The organism is Acidobacteriota bacterium (assembly GCA_016196065.1).
Classification (GTDB): Bacteria; Acidobacteriota; Terriglobia; order Terriglobales; family Acidobacteriaceae; genus Acidiflorens.
Map to the genome: position 1 here is coordinate 318,995 of JACPYL010000025.1, position 19,427 is coordinate 338,421.

The 19,427-nt window shown below is 57.1% G+C and carries 19 protein-coding genes and 3 tRNA genes; 9 read left to right on the forward strand and 13 right to left on the reverse strand.

Going from position 1 to position 19,427, the window contains the following annotated elements; translation table 11 throughout:
- Positions 1 to 123 precede the first annotated feature (123 nt).
- The gene (locus HY010_19180) at positions 124 to 1,422 is read left to right on the forward strand and encodes a PQQ-binding-like beta-propeller repeat protein (GenBank protein MBI3477864.1); all 1,299 of its coding nucleotides are present in this window, start codon (positions 124 to 126) and stop codon (positions 1,420 to 1,422) included.
- Positions 1,409 to 2,317, forward strand: a complete 909-nt coding sequence (locus HY010_19185; protein ID MBI3477865.1) for a DUF2785 domain-containing protein — start codon at positions 1,409 to 1,411, stop codon at positions 2,315 to 2,317. Before HY010_19180 ends, HY010_19185 begins: the two co-directional genes overlap by 14 nt.
- A 118-nt stretch (positions 2,318 to 2,435) precedes the next feature.
- Here the strand turns inward: HY010_19185 and HY010_19190 are convergent, their stop codons facing one another.
- The 6 genes from HY010_19190 to HY010_19215 all read right to left on the reverse strand — a co-directional run bounded on the left by HY010_19190 (position 2,436) and on the right by HY010_19215 (position 7,739).
- Positions 2,436 to 3,797 carry a TROVE domain-containing protein gene (locus tag HY010_19190; GenBank protein ID MBI3477866.1) on the reverse strand — a complete coding sequence of 454 codons (1,362 nt, stop codon included), beginning with the start codon at positions 3,795 to 3,797 and terminating at the stop codon, positions 2,436 to 2,438.
- 21 nt (positions 3,798 to 3,818) lie between these two features.
- The gene (locus HY010_19195) at positions 3,819 to 4,394 is read right to left on the reverse strand and encodes a hypothetical protein (protein ID MBI3477867.1); all 576 of its coding nucleotides are present in this window, start codon (positions 4,392 to 4,394) and stop codon (positions 3,819 to 3,821) included.
- Between the two features lie 84 nt (positions 4,395 to 4,478).
- Positions 4,479 to 5,708 carry an RtcB family protein gene (locus HY010_19200; protein MBI3477868.1) on the reverse strand — a complete coding sequence of 410 codons (1,230 nt, stop codon included), beginning with the start codon at positions 5,706 to 5,708 and terminating at the stop codon, positions 4,479 to 4,481.
- Between the two features lie 289 nt (positions 5,709 to 5,997).
- Positions 5,998 to 7,248, reverse strand: a complete 1,251-nt coding sequence (locus tag HY010_19205; GenBank protein ID MBI3477869.1) for an AAA family ATPase — start codon at positions 7,246 to 7,248, stop codon at positions 5,998 to 6,000.
- Positions 7,249 to 7,250: 2 nt separating this feature from the next.
- On the reverse strand, positions 7,251 to 7,571 hold the full coding sequence (locus HY010_19210) for a hypothetical protein (GenBank protein MBI3477870.1): 321 nt from the start codon (positions 7,569 to 7,571) through the stop codon (positions 7,251 to 7,253).
- A 94-nt stretch (positions 7,572 to 7,665) separates the two neighbouring features.
- Positions 7,666 to 7,739, reverse strand: a tRNA-Ser gene (locus HY010_19215).
- A 1,075-nt stretch (positions 7,740 to 8,814) separates the two neighbouring features.
- Here HY010_19215 and HY010_19220 point away from each other — a divergent pair.
- From HY010_19220 to lexA, 3 genes are all read left to right on the forward strand, one after another.
- The gene (locus tag HY010_19220; protein ID MBI3477871.1) at positions 8,815 to 10,191 is read left to right on the forward strand and encodes a M20/M25/M40 family metallo-hydrolase; all 1,377 of its coding nucleotides are present in this window, start codon (positions 8,815 to 8,817) and stop codon (positions 10,189 to 10,191) included.
- A gap of 43 nt (positions 10,192 to 10,234) precedes the next feature.
- A complete protein-coding gene (locus HY010_19225; protein MBI3477872.1) occupies positions 10,235 to 11,011 on the forward strand; it encodes a DUF3471 domain-containing protein in 777 nt (258 codons plus the stop codon).
- Between the two features lie 610 nt (positions 11,012 to 11,621).
- Positions 11,622 to 12,242, forward strand: coding sequence for a transcriptional repressor LexA (gene lexA / locus HY010_19230; GenBank protein MBI3477873.1), 621 nt, complete (start codon positions 11,622 to 11,624; stop codon positions 12,240 to 12,242).
- A 117-nt stretch (positions 12,243 to 12,359) separates the two neighbouring features.
- Here lexA and trxA read toward each other — a convergent pair whose 3' ends face one another.
- A complete protein-coding gene (trxA, locus tag HY010_19235; GenBank protein MBI3477874.1) occupies positions 12,360 to 12,692 on the reverse strand; it encodes a thioredoxin in 333 nt (110 codons plus the stop codon).
- A 198-nt stretch (positions 12,693 to 12,890) separates the two neighbouring features.
- Here trxA and HY010_19240 point away from each other — a divergent pair, with 198 nt between their 5' ends.
- Positions 12,891 to 13,637: a TrmJ/YjtD family RNA methyltransferase gene (locus tag HY010_19240; GenBank protein ID MBI3477875.1), complete on the forward strand. Its 747-nt coding sequence runs from the start codon at positions 12,891 to 12,893 to the stop codon at positions 13,635 to 13,637.
- On the forward strand, positions 13,634 to 14,014 hold the full coding sequence (locus tag HY010_19245; GenBank protein ID MBI3477876.1) for a hypothetical protein: 381 nt from the start codon (positions 13,634 to 13,636) through the stop codon (positions 14,012 to 14,014). Before HY010_19240 ends, HY010_19245 begins: the two co-directional genes overlap by 4 nt.
- 17 nt (positions 14,015 to 14,031) lie before the next feature.
- On the opposite strand, the gene msrA is transcribed toward HY010_19245, so the two are convergent.
- The 5 genes from msrA to HY010_19270 all read right to left on the reverse strand — a co-directional run bounded on the left by msrA (position 14,032) and on the right by HY010_19270 (position 18,128).
- Positions 14,032 to 14,709 (reverse strand): peptide-methionine (S)-S-oxide reductase MsrA, encoded by a 678-nt coding sequence (msrA, locus tag HY010_19250; GenBank protein MBI3477877.1) that lies wholly within the window; start codon positions 14,707 to 14,709, stop codon positions 14,032 to 14,034.
- Between the two features lie 177 nt (positions 14,710 to 14,886).
- Entirely contained in the window at positions 14,887 to 15,894 is a 1,008-nt protein-coding gene (locus HY010_19255) for a hypothetical protein (protein ID MBI3477878.1), read from the reverse strand.
- Positions 15,895 to 16,075: 181 nt separating this feature from the next.
- Positions 16,076 to 16,150, reverse strand: a tRNA-Cys gene (locus tag HY010_19260).
- Positions 16,151 to 16,199: 49 nt separating this feature from the next.
- Positions 16,200 to 16,832 carry a DUF1211 domain-containing protein gene (locus HY010_19265; protein ID MBI3477879.1) on the reverse strand — a complete coding sequence of 211 codons (633 nt, stop codon included), beginning with the start codon at positions 16,830 to 16,832 and terminating at the stop codon, positions 16,200 to 16,202.
- 306 nt (positions 16,833 to 17,138) lie between these two features.
- The gene (locus tag HY010_19270) at positions 17,139 to 18,128 is read right to left on the reverse strand and encodes a HEAT repeat domain-containing protein (protein MBI3477880.1); all 990 of its coding nucleotides are present in this window, start codon (positions 18,126 to 18,128) and stop codon (positions 17,139 to 17,141) included.
- Between the two features lie 388 nt (positions 18,129 to 18,516).
- On the opposite strand from HY010_19270, the gene HY010_19275 reads away from it, so the two are divergent.
- Positions 18,517 to 18,939 carry an OsmC family protein gene (locus HY010_19275; protein MBI3477881.1) on the forward strand — a complete coding sequence of 141 codons (423 nt, stop codon included), beginning with the start codon at positions 18,517 to 18,519 and terminating at the stop codon, positions 18,937 to 18,939.
- Positions 18,940 to 18,991: 52 nt separating this feature from the next.
- Here the strand turns inward: HY010_19275 and HY010_19280 are convergent, their stop codons facing one another.
- Complete coding sequence (locus HY010_19280) at positions 18,992 to 19,216, reverse strand: hypothetical protein (protein ID MBI3477882.1); 225 nt, start codon at positions 19,214 to 19,216, stop codon at positions 18,992 to 18,994.
- 100 nt (positions 19,217 to 19,316) lie between these two features.
- Between HY010_19280 and HY010_19285 the strand changes: the two genes are divergently transcribed.
- Positions 19,317 to 19,403 (forward strand) — tRNA-Leu (locus HY010_19285).
- Positions 19,404 to 19,427: the final 24 nt, after the last annotated feature.

A 19,427-nucleotide genomic window follows, 5' to 3' on the forward strand; every position in this document is an offset into this window, starting at 1 on the left:
GTCAGATGTGTTGGTAGCGATCTACGAGACCAGCCGTAGAGACGCGGCTTGCCGCGTCTCCGGTGGCGAAGCAGACGCGGCAAGCCGCGTCTCTACGAATCTGTTTACTTCACAGGAGAAAAGATGAGGCAAGTCCTTGGCTTGGGGCTTTTGTTGTGCGCTGCGAACCTGTTCGGTCAGTCGACATTTCACGGCAACGTCGCACGTACCGGCGTGTATGAATCCGCCGGTCCCACACAACTGAAAGGTGTGAAGTGGAGCTTCAAGACGGGCGGCGCGATTGTTTCGTCGCCGGTGATCGCCGATGGCGTCGTCTACATCACCAGCATGGACGGCCATCTGTTTGCGATCGACCAGGAATCCGGCAAGGAGAAATGGAATTTCAAATCGCGCATGCCGATTGCCTCGACTCCCGCCATCAGCGGCGGTACGATTTATTTTGTCTCCTCGGGCGGCGCTCTCGCGGCCCTCGACATCGCGACCGGAAAGCCCAAATGGGTTTTCGGTACTGAGTTTGAGCGCAAGTTTGAAGCGAAGAATCTTCACGGCTATCCCTCCCCCGCACAAACCATTCCCGATGCCTGGGACCTCTGGACGTCGTCTCCCGCAGTCGTCAACGGGAAAGTCTATTTCGGCAGCGGCGATGGCAACATCTACGCCGTCACCGCCGATACCGGCATCGAACTCTGGAAAGTGCAGACCAAAGACGTCGTACACGCCTCGCCCGCGGTCGTGAACAATATCGTCTACATCGGCAGTTGGGACAGCACGTTATACGCACTCAACGCCGACACCGGCGAAGAGAAGTGGACATTCCAGGCCGGCCAGGACAACACCATTCACAACCAGGTCGGCTTTCAATCATCTCCCTCAGTAATGGATGGAGTTGTCTATGTGGGTTGCCGGGATGGCCACATCTATGCCCTCGACGCCGTCAACGGCAAGAAGAAATGGGACTACAACGCGAACAAGTCCTGGGTGAATGCAACGCCCGCCGTGCGCGATGGCGTCGTATACGCTGGGACCTCTGACAGTTCGCGCTTCATGGCAATTGACGCGAAGAATGGCCGGCTGCGCTGGAACTTTGCCGCCAAGGCCTACATGTTTTCGTCGGCGGCGCTGGCTGGCGACCTGGCGTATGTCGGCGACCATAACGGTAGGCTGTACGCCGTCGATCTAAAAACCGGCAAGCTCGTCTGGGAATTCCAGGTCGAAGCCTCCAAGAAAGATCCCATGAAAATCCTGAACGCCGACGGCAGTTTGAATCAGGAAGCCTTCGCACCCGTGTTCGGCGATTTCGAAGACATGTACATCGACATTTACCGCTTCATGTCGATTGGCGCCATCCTGTCCTCGCCCGCGGTGGACAAGGGCGTAGTCTACGTGGGCAGCATGGATGGGAACCTCTATGCGATTCAGTAGGGCGACTGTCGCGGCGTTGATGCTCGCACTATGTCCGGCGGCGCTCCTCGCGCAAAACGCTCCGCATGACAAAGCGTACTGGCGTGCAATCGCGAAAGACAACTACGCCGTGCCAACGGATCAATCGGCAGGCGCCCTGGCGCGTGAAGTCAGTCAATTACTCGGATCTCCCGATCCTGAATTGCGCGACGACCTTGCCTACTCCATTCTTGTCCGCTGGATCTACCGTCTGAAAGTTATGCCAACGCCCGACCTGCTCGCTTTGACCGACGAGTGGCGCGACAACTTGAAAATCGGAATCGGTGAATCCGGAACGAACTCAGTACTCAAACGCTCGTTCTCCGCCCTGTGTCTGTCGTTGATGGCCAACCGCGAAGCGAAAGCTCCGTTTCTTGGCGAACAGCGTTATCACCAGTTGGTTGCCGACGCCGTCACCTATCTTCAGTCCGAGCGCGACCTCCGCGGATACGACGGAACACTCGGATGGATTCACGCCAACGCCCACACCGCCGATTTGCTACAGGCCCTGGCCCACAGCCCGATGCAGACGAAAGACGAGGAGAACAGTATCCTGGCAGCGCTTGCAACTCGTCTCTCGACCGCGCCGCAGGTTTACACCCAGGGCGAACAAGATCGCATGGCCGGAGCCCTCCTCGCCGTAATCCAGCGCCCAACATTTGCGGCGGCGCCCTTCGAAAATTGGCTGAAAGCGGTGGAGGACGAAGACAAACAGGTGTGGGCAATCCCTCTGACGCCAGAATCACTCGCGCGATTTCAGAATCACACTTATTTCCTTCAGGCTCTCTCCGTACGCCTCGCGCTGGAACCCGAATCCCCACGCGTAACGGACTTCCGAACACGTGTCCTGGCAATTCTGCGCACGCGCCTGGACTAACCAGTGCATTACGTCACCGAAAGTTGGCGATCAAAAGCAGAGACGCGGCAAGCCGCGTCTCTACGTTGAGTTCTGAGATGAACGATGAGTAGAGACGAGGCTTGCCTCGTCTCCACCCCTAATTCACCCAGCCATTCGCCGCCAACTCCAGCGCGCGAACGTACTCGATGACCGCTTCCGACCAGCCATCGATGTGCGTCCACTTGCCGTAGCCGACGCCGTTCTTGTACGACGCCACGTTGATCACGTATCCCTTGCCCTTGGGCGCGGGAACGGAATCGTGCGCCTGCTCGTCGGTGATGACGATCAGGCGATCGTAGCGTTCGCTCTTGTTCAGGTGCTCGACAGCAGCGCCGAGCAACGTTCCGTTATGCGGCTGCGAAGTATCGATCGCATCGCGCAGAGCGAAGCCACGGCGAGCTGGGACTTCGACAACGCGATCCGAGAACGAATACACGACAACCTTCTCGGCGATCTCGCGCACCAGCACGGCGAGACCATACGCCGCGTCGGTGCGCTGCATTTCCGACCGCTTCGAAAGCGGCGCGATCATGGAGCCCGAAACGTCCACCAGCACGATCGTCCGGCCGGGGAGCTTCGCCTGCGACGCCACCGACTTCATCATTGCCTGCTCCAATGCCTCTTCGAAGTGCGGCGCATGACGAGCCGCCGCCAGGAATCGGAACGGAAGCACCCGCGACGCATTCATCGCGCCCAGAGCTTCGGTCACGAGCGTTTCGTCCACTCCGGCCTCGCGCATGTTGCGGAGGTTGCGAAGCAACGCGAGCGCGCCCAGCTTCTGCTCGCCAAGCAACCGCTCCCAGGCTTCGCGCTTGTCGGCCTTCTGGCCATCGCCCCCTTCGGCGTTCTTGCCCGACTCCGACAGCGCCACTTCCCACGTATCGGGCGTGGCGAGGCGTCCCCAGACGAGCTTCTTCCAGACACCCGCTTGTGCCGCATCGCGCGGCTTGGCATGCGAGAGGAAGAGCACGTCCCGCAGCTTGATCGGCCCGCCACGGTCGTACTTGGCAAGCTGATACTCGTCGAACTTCGGAAAGGCAGCCGCCAGTCCCTTTTTCACCTGCGCGGAAAGCGGCACCCGCCCGTCCTTCCAGTAGATGGCGACGAACTCCGCGAGCTCATCGGCACGCTGGATGACGCGCTCAAGCGTCTCCGCCACCAGACGCCGATGCGTAGCATGACGCGCCATCTCGCGGACAATGAGCAACGGCGCATGACGAAGCTTCATCTGCTCCCGCGCCTCAACCGCCAGCGCAGCCACCTTATCGGCCTGAACCTTCGGGACCAGTTCTGCAATGCGTCCAGCGATCTCGACGCCGTCCTCGTAAAACTGCGACTCCCAAAGCAGGCAAGCCAGCACCGACCGGCGAAGCTGATGCTCCGGCGAGATGTGGCGCGCGGGTGCGCCTTCGTGAGTGCGCGGGGCGAAGTTGAGGTTGAGTGTGTTGAGTCGTGCCATGCTGTTCTCCTAAACGTGTTGTCAGTGCTTCTTAGCCTGCTGCTCCGCAGCTATGCGTTCCAAAATTTCCGACAATCTTGCCGACTGAATATCGGAAACATCTACGGCATAGATTTCATTAATCTTTGAGATCAATGCGTCATTCGTTTCGTCGTGATGGAAGTCCCACAGGCTGGACTCATCTGAAATCCAAGCCCAGTCAAGGCCGAGAACTCGCCGGACGAAATCCTCTGCCAACTCAGAATGCCTGTTGACCCGTTCCTGAGAAGCAAATTCAATAGGAACTTTTGTTCCCGGTCGTGGGAGCGCCTTTCCTGATTTGCTCCATTCCAGCTTTTGGGTTGTGAAACGCTTGTCCAGATCCTGCAGGGCTTCTTCCTTCGTGTCGCCCGATCCATCTACGACCCACCAATTGACGATGACCGCCCTATACCGATGGGATTTGAGTCGCGTCCCTATGTACTCCGGGTCCGGCTCTTGCTCGCGAAGCACGACCGGGTAGTCGCTCAACTCCCAGTCCTGCTTACGAATGGACACACAGAGCTTCCAAAGTGCCGATAGTTGTTCCTTCATGCTAATGATAAAAGTCTGAGCCATGCGCTGACCTTTGTTCTCGTGTGACAATTTTCTGAGGTTCGGAAGGCAAAAGCGGGCGGCACGGCTGAAGCCGTGCCCTCCCACCTACCCCTTCACGCAAACCACCTGCCGCAACGTATGCACCACGTCCACCAGGTCTTTCTGCGCTTCCATCACGGCGTCGATCGACTTGTACGCCATCGGAGTTTCGTCGATGACGTCCGCATCCTTACGGCATTCGACGCCCGCGGTTGCCTGGATGTGATCGGCAACCGTGAAGCGGCGCTTGGCTTCGCCGCGAGACATCGCTCGTCCCGCGCCGTGACTGCAACTCATGAAGCTTTCCGGATTGCCCTTGCCGCGCACGATGTACGAACGCGCGCCCATGCTGCCCGGAATAATCCCCATGTCGCCCTCGCGAGCGCGCACCGCACCCTTGCGGGTGATGAGCACGTTCTCGCCGTAGTGGTTCTCCCAGGTGACGTAGTTGTGGTGACAACTCACCACCTCCACGTCAGCCGCGAAGCCCGGGACCTCGCCGCTCTCCGCCACCGCCTTGATGATGTTTTGCATCATCAGCTGACGGTTGGCGAGCGCGTAGTCCTGCGCCCAGTGCACGGCCTTGACGTAGTCGTCGAAGTGCTCCGTGCCCTGCGGCAGGTACGCGAGATCCTGGTCGGGAAGGTTGATCATCCACTTGCGCATGTCTTCCTTCGCCAGCTGGATGAAGAACGTTCCAAACCGATTGCCGACGCCACGCGATCCCGAGTGCAGCATCACCCACACCTGCTCGCTCTCGTCGAGGCAAACCTCAATGAAGTGGTTGCCGGTGCCGAGAGTGCCGAGATGGTTCACACGATTCGGATGCCCCAGCTTCGGATACTTGCCGACGATCTCCTCGTACGCCGTGTGCAACTTGGCCCAGACATCGTCGTGATGTGTGGGCGCATTGCGCCACGCGCCGCGATCGTTCTTGCCGCCGTTGTCGGTGCGTCCGTGAGGAACCGCAGCCTCAATCGCGCTGCGGATCCCGTGCAGGTTGTCCGGCAACTGATTCGCGTGCAGCGAAGTACGAACCGCCATCATGCCGCATCCGATGTCGACGCCAACCGCCGCGGGGATAATCGCGCCGCGCGTCGGAATTACGCTGCCCACTGTCGCGCCGATTCCCCAGTGGACGTCCGGCATCGCCGCCACCCACTTGTAGATAAACGGCAACTGCGCAACGTTCAGCAACTGCGTCCGAGCCGCATCTTCCAGCGGGACACCCTTCGTCCACGCCTTGATGGGCACGCCCGTGTCGGGCTTGATGAAGTTGAACATCGCGTCAGTCATGGCTTCACTTCCTCTCTTGAGACATTGCCGGGGAACGAGCGACGCGGTACCGGCATTGCTGCCGCCGAGCGCCCGTTGGGCATTCTCAGGTCCGAAGTAACCGCAATCTATCACCACCGGCAAACCGTAGCGCCGCCGCCCCCAAAACGGGCATCGACACCAGGTGTTGCTTGCTCTTGAGGTCGCAAAATGCGACCTCAATTTGATACGAGGCAGGCGTGTCACCGAGGGCAACTCCAACTTGAGATCACAAATTGTGATCTCAAAGTTTCAGCCTCCCTGACCGTCCTCACACTTTGACCACGAGCTCATCCAATTCCGTGCACTCCTGCTCTAACTTCAGCAGCAGTCCCTGAAATTCGGCCATCGTCTCGACGGACCGATTCGTCTCGACGAAAAGTTCTGCTGCGCCCAGCCCGGCTTCCGGGAAGAATCGTTGGTACAACTCGATCTTCTGCTGGTCGTCGGCCTGGCCCATGTAGAGTTTGTAGTCGATGCGTCCGGGCCGCAGCAGCGCGGGATCCAGATTTTCAACGACGTTACTCGTCATCACATAGAGCACGTTCTCCGGAGCACTGAAGCCATCGAGCACATTCAGCAGTCCTGAAAGCGTCACTCCCATCCCCGGCACCGATTCTTTCTTATCGTCACTGCCCGCTGCCGGCCTGCCGGACGATTGATCCACTGCCGCCCGTGCCTGTCCGCTCTTCATGCAATCGATGTCCTCGAACAGGATCACGCAATTCGGCGGCACATCGTTCATCGCCGCCATCAGCGAACGATCGTTGAAACTCGACAGGTTGATCGCATACACGTGCATCTGAAATCGAGCCGCCAGCTCCGATACCAGAGAGGTCTTTCCCGTCCCCGGCGGACCGTAAAGCAGATATCCCCGGTGATACGGGACGCCAAGCTGCCGGTACCGCCGCCTCGCCTTTCGGAATCTCTCGATGTCCCGCACGATACGGTCTTTTTCACCCGGCTTTAGAATCACCGATTCGAGCAGCCTGGGCGAGTAACCCTCCACATACGACCAGCCATCGTCGTAAACGTAGAGTGACAAGCGAACTTTTGTCTTCTTTTCATGACACGCTACGATCCCTTCGACAAACTGTTTCAAAAAACTCTGACTTCGGCCGATGGTGCGGAAAGTCAAAGATTCCGTTCGACGCCGCGATCCACCTTTCGGGTCAAGGTTCCGGTAGAAGTACACCAGGAACGGACGGCCAGCATGCCAGAACCAATGCGTCCCTGGTGCCGGAATCAACGCCAGCCCCTGGTTGCGAATTGTTGTATCCAGATCGACTCGGCGAACTCGTTTTAGGAAATTCTGCTCCAGCAACCACTCCTTCACCCAGTAGAACGAAGCGTCGTCGTCCGTGACGGTAATCATCATGGTGGTCTGACCGAGCAGCCATTCCCACAATTTTTCAGGAACGGCGTGCAGGTACACTCCGAGGCCACCAAAGATCATGAGCATCAGCCCGCCAGCGGCGAACTCATTGTGCCCTCCGAAAATGCTCTTAAGAATTTCGCTCATGGTCATTCCGTCGAAATTAATTCGTCCTCTTCCGTTTCTTGCGCACTGTTGAAACCGGTGCGTGCAAACCCGCCCGCCCTGCGTCGCGGCTTCGTCGGGATAATCAGCGCGATGTCCTCCATCTGCTGCCGCGTCGGCAGGTTCTTGTTGCTGAAGTCCGTGCAATCCGCGACCTTGAACGGGACCGCGCGGAACCGGCTGAAGCAGCAGTGCACAGCCTCTTCGCTCTCGCGAAATCCCTTCTGGATGTGCGACCAGTAGCACGCATGGCAGAGCGACCGTTCGTCGCTCAGCGCCGCTTTCTTCATGACGATAGTGTTCATATTCAAGACCGGTTCTCAGTTCTCAGTTCTCAGTTTCCGCCGGGGAACAAGCGACAAAGGTATAGGTGCTCTACCACTGAGCTACACGGCGGTATTCACCGCGGCAGGATTCGAACCTGCGACCTCCCGATTAGCAGTCGAAGTAACCCTCGTCTTCACCACCGGCGAAGACCAGGTGTCAGGTCTTAGGTGTCAGGTTCAAGCAAACTCTAAGCCTGTCACCCGTAACCTCCGACTTATAGCCTGACACCTAACACCTGAAACCTAACACCTGCATTTTTCCGGTCGGGGTACATGCGGACACGGCAGCGGGGGACTTGAACCCCCAGGCATTCCGAAGAATGCCCACTACCAGAAGTATCCGTGACCTTCGCCACCGACCCTGTGAAATCCCTCACACCCTGTGCGCGGGAACTGCCACAACAGGGCGTTTTAGGCGAAAAATGGCCTTACGGCGCCTGTTGATCCAAGAGCTGGGGGAACATTCGGCGGCGGTATGCGATTGACTAGTCGAAGGAACCGCGGCCTGCGCCACCCAGCAAAGTTTTGGTTGAGTCTGTGTTTAGGAGTGTTGCTGACTTACTAACTTACGTAGTCAAACGACGCCCTAAGGCACAGTCGAACCGATGTAGCTCGATCCGGCATTTGCAGCACGTTATGGGTTGTGCGTTCAATGACCATTGGGCGTCCTTTCTGAGAAGATGCTCTAAGATGCCATGGTTTGATTTCTAACGTCAAGAAGAAAAGCAGTTTCTCTGTCAAAATTCTGCAAATACACGGGACCATTTACGAATTCTGTCGAGAGGCTGCGGGGAAAATCGTTCTTGTGATTTTGATTTTGGGTGGCGCAGCGGTTCACCGCTGCGGTATGAACATTGCCTTGATCAGGGGCTTCATCTGCATTTCCGGGACCCGCACCGTCGAGGAGCAGACTATTGCTTGCCCTCAGCGGCTAAAGCCGGAGTGAAACACCAGCGCAGTGATCGCAGCGGTAAACCGCTGCGCCATCCAAAGCCACCCAAAGCCTCCAAAGCCCCAAAGCCCCAAAGCCCGCCAAACCCAGAGTCTCTCAACAAGACCGCACAGTTGCGGAATTATTTAGAAGCGGCGCCGCGACTCCGCTGCCTTTGTGCTTTCCGCCCGACATCTGCTAGTGTTTTCTGCGACTTCCCCGATATCCAAGGAGACTCCGTTGACCCGGCTCAAACTGCTTTCGATTTTCGCGTGCCTGTTTTTCTTCGCCATGTCGTCCTTCGCGCAAATGAATGATGCTGCCACCCGCCAGCTAGCCCATGACATCTTCAAGCAGCTGATCGAGATCAACACCACCGACTCGGTTGGCAGTGTGACTGCCGCGTCGGAAGCGATGGCGCAACGATTCCGCGATGCGGGATTCCCCGACAGCGATATCCAGGTTGTTGGTCCGAACGATCGCAAGAAGAATGTCGTGGTGCGCCTGCACGGATCGGGCAAGCACAAGCCCGTCCTGCTGATCGGCCATCTCGATGTCGTGGAAGCGAAGCGCGAAGATTGGACTACGAATCCTTTCGAGTTTATCGAAAAAGACGGCTACTTCTACGGACGCGGCACCACGGACATGAAAGACGGGGACGCCATCATGTCCGCTACGCTGATCCGCATGAAGAAGGAAGGCTACGTGCCCAGCCGCGACATCATCCTGGCGATGACGGCCGACGAAGAAGGCGGAACGTCGAACGGAGTCGACTGGCTGCTCAAGAATCATCGTGAACTGATCGATGCAGAGTTTGTCCTCAACCATGACGGCGGTGGCGTGCTCGTCGATCATGGCAAAGCCGGTTTCATGGATGTGAACGCGACCGAAAAACTGTACGGCGATTTTGTACTGACCGCGACCAATCCCGGAGGCCACAGTTCCCTGCCGAAACCGGAAAACGCGATTTACCAGTTAGCCACGGCGCTCACGAAGATCGCGCAGTACCAGTTTCCGTTCGAGCTGAACAACATCACGCGCGCGTATTACGAGCAGATGGCAAGCGTTTCCACTGGAGAGCGTTCCGCCGATATCAAGGCTGCTCTGAAAAACCCGCCCGACATGGCGGCCGTGGCGCGCCTTTCGAAAGATGCGATGGACAACTCCCTCATGCACACGACCTGCGTCGCTACACGACTGAACGGAGGTCACGCCAACAACGCCCTGCCTCAGACCGCGACGGCCAACGTGAATTGCCGCATCCTGCCCGGACACTCCCTCGAAGAAACGCGACAGGCACTTGAAAAAGCGGCGAACGATCCGAAAGTGAAAGTGCAGTTCCGCGAGAACAGCAATCAACTCATGGATCACGGTTCTGACCGCCACAGCTACGTGCCACCCCCGCCGCGCAAAGAGGTTTTCGATCCGCTCCAGAAAGTTGTCGCCGAAATGTGGCCGGGGATTCCCGTTGTCCCCAGCATGAGCACGGGAGCATCGGATGGCATTTACACGAACGCCGCCGGCATCCCCACGTACTGCGTGTCCGGAGTGGCCTACGACCGGAATGACATCCGCGCTCACGGCAAGGATGAGCGCGAACCGATCGAAGGCTTCTACGGCGGCGTGGATTTTTATTACCGGTTTTTGAAGGGCGTGACAGCGGAGTAAGTGTCAGCAATCGACTGGGGATCCTTCAGAAAGGAGAAAAGCCATGAGATGGATGGTTTTCGCGTTATCGCTTTGCTTGGGTGCCTCCACGCTGATGCCAGCTCAGGATCATGGCGCTACCGGAGTTCGCAAAGGCACCCATGCGAGCGAACCCGCCGTTAAAGAAGAACAGGAGATACTGGCAGCGGTTCGGGCGCGTCTGGATGCTTTAGCGAAGCGAGATTTCGCGGCGTGGGCGAGTTTCGTTTCGGACGACATGATCGCCCCTCTGGGCGGGACGAAGCAAGGCCTGTTGAGGGAACGTGGCTCATGGCCAGCCGAGGTTAAGTACTTCTACGGCCCGCTGGAGGATGTCAAGGTTAAGGTTTTCGGCGACACGGCCATAGTTGTCTACCATTCCAAACAATTCAACGAGATCGGTGGCCAGACCACCTACGAACACAGGTGGCAACTCGAAACACACATGCGGCGGGGCAAGAAATGGATGCTAGTGGCCGTGGGAGATGGAATCATTCCACCTGAGCCCATACCGGCCAAGGTCGATCCGGCAATCTACGATGCGTATGTGGGACAGTACGAATGGTCTCCGACCTTAATCTCTACTATCACCCGCGAAGGTGACGAGTTGAGAGAAGAATTCGGCAATATGGGGAAAAGCGAACTGTTGCCCGAGAATGAACGCACGTTCTTTGTGAAGGGCGAGGCTGCGGGAGGAGATTCCTCCAGAATCACTTTTGTGAAAGACGCCGTCGGACGGGTAACGCACTACCTCTATCACGAATTTGGTGGAACCGACCGGATCGTGAAGAAGATCAAGTAGCCGATCGCGCTCAAGGCGCTCGGTCCTGAACCTTCAGATGGTGCTAGAGTCCGGGGCCTGCCCCAGACTCGGTCGAACAAGCCAAACTTCCGTTCCAATCGGTACATCCTGTTTACTGAACCCCGGCGGTAACGAAATCGGATGCATGCGACTGCGGTCGACCCTAGGGCCACAGATCATCTCAATGCCTCCCACGTGCGTATCGAAAACACGACCGTCAGGAGTTCGGAGCTGAATCGGGTCGTTCACGAGCACTCGAAAAACAGGGGAGTCAAAGGCGATTACAAAGCCTCGACCTTCGATCTGAAATACGTCCACGATTTTTGCACCAAATGTCATATCGTCACGCCTTGTCTAGGCAGACGTGATACCACAACTCCCGCCACAAACCAAACAGGTAGTGGGTCATTTTGAGTCCGCTCGCAGAAACATAACCACGAAGGCCACGAAGGGTCGCACGAAGTTTCACGAAGGAAATCTTGGCACAAGCCTTCGTGAAACTTCGTGCGACCCTTCGTGACCTTCGTGGTAAAGGCTCGGACAAATTGAGCCACTACCACCAAACTCTCCCTCTTGACATTTCGCCATCCCTTCGCCCATACTCGCCGACATGGCGATCACCAAACGTCAACGAGAGCTCTACGACTTTTTGTCGCGCTTTGTGGCGGAGAATGGCTACTCCCCTTCGTACGAAGAAATAAAAGTGGGCATGGGCCTGAGTTCACTAGCCACCGTGCACAAGCACGTCACCAATCTGGAAAAAAAGGGTCTCCTCACCCGCGACTACAATCGCAGCCGTTCGATCGACCTGCTGCCGCCTAAAGGCAAGTTGAAGCAATCGATGGCGGTGAACACGGCGATGGTGCTGCCGCTACTGGGACGAATCGCAGCCGGCCGTCCGATTGAAGCCGTGGCCAGCAATGAAACAATTTCGCTCGCGGATTTCGTCCGCTCCAAAGAAGTGTTCGTGCTCGAGGTTCGAGGAGATTCCATGCAGGACGAAGCCATCCTCGATGGCGACTACGTCCTCGTGGAGAAATCGAAAACAGCGCACAACGGAGAAATTGTCGTAGCCCTGGTCGAGGGCAGCGATGCCACATTGAAGCGGTTCTTTCGTGAAGGAGAGAACATCCGCCTGCAGCCTTCCAACGCGGCCATGAAGCCGATTATCGTTTCCGCGGCTGCGGTTGAGGTACAAGGGAAAGTGATTGGAGTGTTGCGGAAGTATTGAAGGGCAGTGGCTAGTGATTAGTGATTAGCGATCAGTAACTCTTGCAGAACTCTCATCCCGAACGAAGTGAGGGATCTGCATCTTGCCGACAACTGCAGACCCCTTCACGGACAGCGTTTAGCCAACGTGCTTGTCTAGGGCTTTCTGGATGTCTTCTTTCGAGCGGTAGCCGACCATCTGTTCGACAACCTGTCCGCCCTTGAATACCAGCAGCGTGGGGATGCCGGTGACTTTGTAGCGCATCGGGGTCGCGCCATTGCTGTCAACATCCATTTTCCCGACCTTCACCTTGCCCTGATATTCGCCGGCGAGTTCGGCCACGATGGGAGCAATCGCGCGGCAGGGGCCGCACCAGGTCGCCCAGAAATCCACCAGGACCGGCTGGTCCGACTTCAGTACATCTGCATCAAAATTCGCGTCGGTCACTTCCACGACGGAGTTGCTAGCCATTGTTCCTCCAAAAGGTTCTGAGTTGCCGGTGCGCAGTGTCAGCGGCAACCGGTACAGCCGTATCCCGCAGCGAACCGCGGAACCGTATATCGTAACACTGGGCATTAGATGCTCCGCAAGGACGGAAGTCGCAACCGGCGGCTATACCTGGCCTGCCATGAGGATACACTCCGCCCCATCGTAAAATAGGCTTCCACTTTGAGTGCACTGGATCATCTTCGGGTCGTACTGGTGGACGTGCGGAATCCGCTGAATATCGGCGCCGCCGCCCGCGCGATGAGCAATTTCGGGGTCCGCCGACTGTGCGTCGTCAAACCGTACGACGTGGCCTTTCGCCAGGCGCGCTCGGCAGTGGGCGCGGCAAAGTTGCTAGCCGACGCCGAGGAGTACGCGACCGTCGCGGAAGCGGTCGCCGACTGTTCCCTGGTCGTGGGGACAACTGCCGTGGGACATCGCGATTTGCACCACACTTTGCACAGACTGGAAGCTGGCGGGCGGCTGATCCGAAAACGTTTGTCGACCGGCAATGTGGCGTTGCTGTTCGGCTCGGAAAGATACGGCCTCTCCAATCAGGATCTCAGCCATTGTCACTGGCTCATGACCATCCCCACTCGCGCCGAGCACACTTCCATGAATCTCGGACAAGCGGTGGCGCTGTGCATCTATGAACTGGCGCGCAACGGCAAGGCTCCTCAGACAAAAGAGTTGAAACGGGCCGCCCGCGCCGAGGAAATCGAACGTTTCACCGTCATGCTGCTGGAGGCGCTACAAACCAGCGGATACATCAAGCCTCGCGAAGCCGATGCCACCGAAACAAAAGTGCGACGGTTGATCCGGCGGATGAATCTTGAGAGTCGGGACGCCCAGCTATGGCTCGGTATGCTGCGGCAGATCAAGTGGAAGATTGGAGCTGTCGAGGAAATCGCAGAGAGGAGATCGAAATGAAGTTCGCGAAAATCGTGTTCTGGACAGCCAGTGTCTGGGGAGTACTAGTACTCACTCCGCTGTTCTTCATCTTCGATTCCATCGGCCGCAATGACCCGCCACCGGTCACGCATCCCGGCTTTTATTACGGCTTCGCCACGGTAGCGCTGGCGTTCCAGTTCGTCTTCATGGTCATCGCCACCGACCCCGTGCGTTACCGGCTGATGATGCTGCCTTCAATATTTGAAAAGTTCAGCTACGCGACGACCGTGGTTGTCCTTTACCTGCAAAAGCGAATGCACGCCGCCGACCTTGTGTTCGTCGGTACAGACTCCTTGCTGGGGCTCCTGTTTATCGTTTCATTCTTGAAGACGAAGAGCGCAGCGCCGTCCCGCTGACATCGATCAACCAGCACTCATTTGCCTGTGTAGAGATCTGGAAACTGCTCCCGCAAATGCGCCACCTTCGGAGCATCGTTGTACACGATGTACATGTCATCCGGATGCCGCGTGGCATAGTTCTGGTGATACCCCTCCGCCGCGTAAAACGCTTTGAACGGAACGACCTGGGTCACGATCGGACGGGAATAAACTTTGGCCTTTTCCAGTTGAGCGATATACGCCTCGGCAATTCGTTTCTGTTCGTCGTTGCTGTAAAAAATGGATGATCGATACTGCGTACCGTCATCAGGACCCTGCCGGTTAAGCTGTGTCGGGTCGTGTGCGACCGAGAAGAAAATTCGCAGCAACTGACCGTAAGTAATTTTCGACGGATCGTAGGTGATTTTCACGGACTCGGCGTGCCCCGTCTCTCCGGTGCTGACGAGTTCGTATTGCGCGGTCTTCGCTTCGCCGCCGGAGTATCCCGAAGTTGCGCTGATGACGCCCTTCACATGTTGAAATACCGCCTGGATTCCCCAGAAACATCCGCCCGACACCACCGCAGTCTGCTCACCCGGGGTCGGAGCAACCGAAGCATCCAAAGCCGGACCTGGAATAGACAAACTGGGGCGATTCCCCGCACTGCAAGCCACCAGGCCTGCGAATAGTACCGTTAGGACAATTGCGGACAAGCGCGGCAACCAGTTCGACATCACAGCCTCCCGATCTTGCATGCGCCACGAAAACGTGGACACAGTGTGATTAGAGTCGGTGGCGATCGGAAAAGTTACAACATCAGGAAATGCAAGAAAATACGGGGCCTGTTTTTGCTCGGCACCTGCGAAAAGGTGGTGAAGCGGCCCCAGGGGAGCCGCTTCCGTGGTTGAGGACTATTGACCTGATAACTTCCAGGTATCGCCGAAGATCTGGCCCGAGCCAAAGTCAGTCCCGCCAAAGATCAGGAATTGACTCGTGGCAGAATCCCAGACAGTGCCAAATTGCTCGCGCCCTGGAGGGCTATTCACGGGCGCAAGCTGATTCCAATTGCCGCCGTCCCAGGACCAGGTTGCCGTCTGATCGACGCCGCCGCTGCCCCCGCCAAAGACAATTACCTGCTGCAATTTTCGATCGTATGCTCCGGCGGTAAAGTACAACGTGTCAGGCTGGGCCGACGGAGTTTGCTGAGTCCAGTCCTGGCCATCCCATGTCCAGGTATTTTGCGTAATCCAGTTGTCGGAGAGGCCGCCGAACACCACGACGTTGTTGTGAACCGGATCGACGACAGCGATTCCTCCGGCGCGGGGATACGGAGAATTTACGGGATTGAGCAAGATCCAGTCCGACCCCGTCCACTGGTAGGTATCACGAGAGTAGAACTGAGTACGCCGCCCACCAAACAAATCGGCATGTCCATTGGCCGGATCGGTGAACATCATGGCGTTGGACGCCCCTGGGGGAATGTTCTTGACTCTCGCGTTCTTCCAGCGCAAGGTCGATCCGTCAAACAGCCACGTGTCACTGAGGCGACCGAAGCCGGCAGAACCCCCAAAGAGCACAAGGCGGTGGGTCTTCCGGTCGTAGGCCATCGTCGCCCCAAAACGGGCGCTGGGAGCCACTCGTGTCATGAGGTTGATCCAGACGTTGCCATCGAATCCCCAAGTTTCATTGGAGAGTTCGCCGGTTCCATCCACACCGCCGAACACAATCACCATCTTGCTGACAGGATCATAGGCGGTGGCGAAGGATGCGCGCTCCGGAAATGCTCGGGCGGGATCTAATTGCTTCCAGCTCAGCGGCGCGGGATCGGCTGCAAAAGAAGATGTAGTGAGGGAGAGCGCAAACATCGCCAAAACAGCCGCTGTGCGCAGGGAGAGGTGCTTGCATGGTGATGCTTTCACGAAGGGTTTGCTCCTTGAGAAAATTCAGGACACTCGCAGGTTCGTTCGATTGAATATAACCAAAAAAGTTACTCTGGCGGCAACCACCAAATTTTTTCACATAACGTGCATTAGTTGTTTACAGGTCTAGCGGTATCTCTTGGGCATTTAGAATCCACCACTAATGGATCGCGGAGAGTAGTGGAGGCGCGGGTCGGAATCGAACCGACGCATAAAGGTTTTGCAGACCTCTCCCTTACCGCTTGGGTACCGCGCCCCGCCCGCGTAACAGACAGGTAGACAGTAAGGCCTGGACAGGTCGTTGTCTAGGCCGGCCGGGACCGGCGGAGCAAGCGGGGAGCAACTGCGTAGTTGAGTTGCACCAGGACGATGAAGCCGATGCTCAAATACGTGCTGACCACGCACAGGGCAGCGCCGACGGCATACAGCAGTTGCGCAATCAGGATTCGCCGCTCGATGGCTGACGAGACTTCCGGCGACAAGTCGTCCTTCACCAGCTTCATTCCCAGCGCGCACATCCAACTCAAGTAAAGCGTCCCGCCGAGCAACAGAATATTCAGCCAGTACACGATCAGGGCAGGCCGGTAAGTGATGAACTCCGAAAGCAGCCGCGTGGAGAACGGCATGATCGAAACTGCGAACAGGAATGCGATGTGAATCCAGGAGAGGCTTCTGGCGGAACCAGCAAGATGGTTCAGTTGCGTCTGCTGGCCGATCCAGAAAATGCCAAGAGTGATGAAACTCATCAAGTAGGCGATAAATTGTGGCGCAAGCGCCAATAGAGAATGGACGAGGTCATGATTATTGGTCACGGCTTCTCGCGCTGGTACATGCAGATCGAGTACCAGCAGCGTCATCGCCACCGCAAAAATTCCATCACTAAGCGCCGCGAGCCGCTCGACGTTTTGCCCGGCAATCCGGTTGTAGATCGAGTCCATAGACGTGGCAGTCTACCAGCTTGCAGGGAAAGTGCGCGGACTCCCTTTCGTCCGGGGATTTCTTGGGCACAATAATGGGAGGGCACCACACAAGGGGCTTCCGCGGCTGTCAATTGCTGTGCTAAAAACGCTGACTATGAATTCGACTCGCCCGACCCCTACTGAGCCTCAGGTCGAACTTGCGGCTCTGCCGACTCGTCGGAAGGACGCCTCCGAGTTCTGTCCGAACTGCTCGGCCGAACTTTCCGGACACCGCTGCAAGTCCGTCTGCAAGAAGTGCGGATTCTACTTGAGTTGTTCGGATTTTTATTGACTGTCGCGCGTGACCGGCGCCCAGTGAATCTCGTTGGCGTTGGAGTTGTACCAGTTCCGCCAGGCGGCGGAATCATGCGGCAGGTTCTGTCCCGTGATGTCGCGGAGTGCCTGGAAAACCCATTTGTGAGTATCGGCGTCCAGCGAGGTATCGTCGGCAAAATCAAGAAGTCGCGGTACCGCACTGCGGCGTTGCTTTTCGCTCAACATTCCAGACTGCGCCAGCCCGCACGCCGCCCGTTCCCGGATCATCGGCGAAGAATCATCATGAAATATCTGCAGCAACGGCTCGACTACTTCGTCCGTTCCGAGATTCGCCAGTCCTTCAACTGCCCAATAACGGATGTTGACGTTTTGATCGTGAATTGAAGTTAACAGGATCTGGGCTGCGCGTTCGGGCTCGATTCCCCGGTTTCCAAGTAGCGCAATATCCCACAATGCATTCGCGCGCGGACCTTGTTCTCCAAAACGCGCGTTGTGCTCCATGCGGTCAATCGATGCTGCATTTTTCTCAACGTTGCGGCAGGCAAGATCGATTTCGAGAGCGGCAGCACGCACGCGCAGGTCGTCGGAATTGATCGCGGTCATGAAGAGAGATCGCAGCTGTTGATCGAGTTTGATTTTTCCCCGCCAGCGGCCCACACGTTCCGCAATCTGGTCGTTGGCGCCCTGATAGTGGTTGATGGATCGCTGCAGCAGGAGCTGCGCCTGGCTCTGCGGCGTCATCTGGTCGAGACTCTCTGTTTCATGTTCCGAGAGCACGTTGGCCGACGCCGGCTCCGGTTTCCCGTGCAAACTTAAGAGTTGAGCGATTTGCTCCCACGCGGCGCTCGCCGTCCCTGCACCTTTGAAGAGCACTCCCGCGAGACAGCCCGCCACAATGGCGAGGATCACAAACTGGCGGCTCCGGTTGGCATTTTCCGGAACCAGCGGATCGTTTTCAGGCCGCAGCGCGGCCCGTTCCATGCGCGGATCGGGATTCATAACTACTGCGAAGTATAGGAGTGATATACGAGCGCGAATAGATTACGCCGGGCCAGTCGGGAGTAACCGGTTACCACGCCCCATCGTCTTTTTTGATCCTCAAAATTTGGTAGTGGCGCAGTTTGAAGATGGACGGTTCGTATCAGGGCATTGCTTCAGCAATGCCGCAGTGCCTCGAAACGGAAGCGGCTTCAGCCGCTGGGATTGATGCCACATTGGCCGCGGCTAAAGCCGCCGGCTGCTTTACTCTTTGGCATGCCTGGAGGCATGCCCTGATACAAATCGTTCAACCTACACCACTACCCAAAATTTGGCGCGAATGCCGAAAGTCCTCATCCCTTTTACAATGGTGGCGACTTAATTTCTTATCAGCTTCAAGGAGATCGCAATGCAACGCAAAGCAAGTGCAGAGTGGAAGGGCGGACTACGCGAAGGCAAAGGAACCGTGTCGACCGGGAGCGGCATCCTTTCGAATACGCCGTATTCGTTCGTGTCACGATTTGAGACTGGCTCGGGTACAAATCCAGAAGAATTGATTGCCGCAGCACACGCTGCGTGCTTTTCGATGGCGTTCTCCGTACAGCTTGGAGAAGCAAAGCTCACGCCGGAAAGTATTGCGACTTCAGCCACTCTTTCCTTAGAAAAACTGGATACTGGATGGACGATCACCGCGGTCCATCTCGATGTGGTCGCCAAAGTTCCGGGTGCAACCCAGGAAGCTTTTAACACTGCAGCTGCCAACGCGAAGGCGGGATGTCCGGTGTCGAAAGTATTGAACGCGAAGATCACGCTGGACGCGAAGCTGGTCTAGATTGCCTGCCGTAGAGACGCGGTCCGCCGCGTCTCTGCGAGGCGTTCACGCGTTAGCTTTGCGATCGCAGAACCTCTCGCAGCTTACGATTGAGCATGACCGCTTCCTGCGACGCCTGGTCCATCATTTCCATCCACCGGCGTGTACTTTGAGGAAGCTCGGTCTGCGAGACCAGGTAGGTCGCCTGCAGGATAGTTTCGAGTGAATTGCTGAGATCGTGAGCAATGGCTCGCAATTCGCGAACGATTTCCGGGGGGATTTTGTTTTCTGGGGCCATCGATCGTACCTGTCGCACTGCGCCGCAGGTTTGACAGTCCGCGGCCAGCCAGTAGATATTAGTGTAGTCCCCCTAGAGACGCTTCGTTTTGTTTCCCAATGCGGATATGGCGGAATTGGCAGACGCGCTAGGTTCAGGTCCTAGTGATCGCAAGGTCGTGGAGGTTCGAGTCCTCTTATCCGCACCAAAATTCAGTGGCTAGTGATTTGTG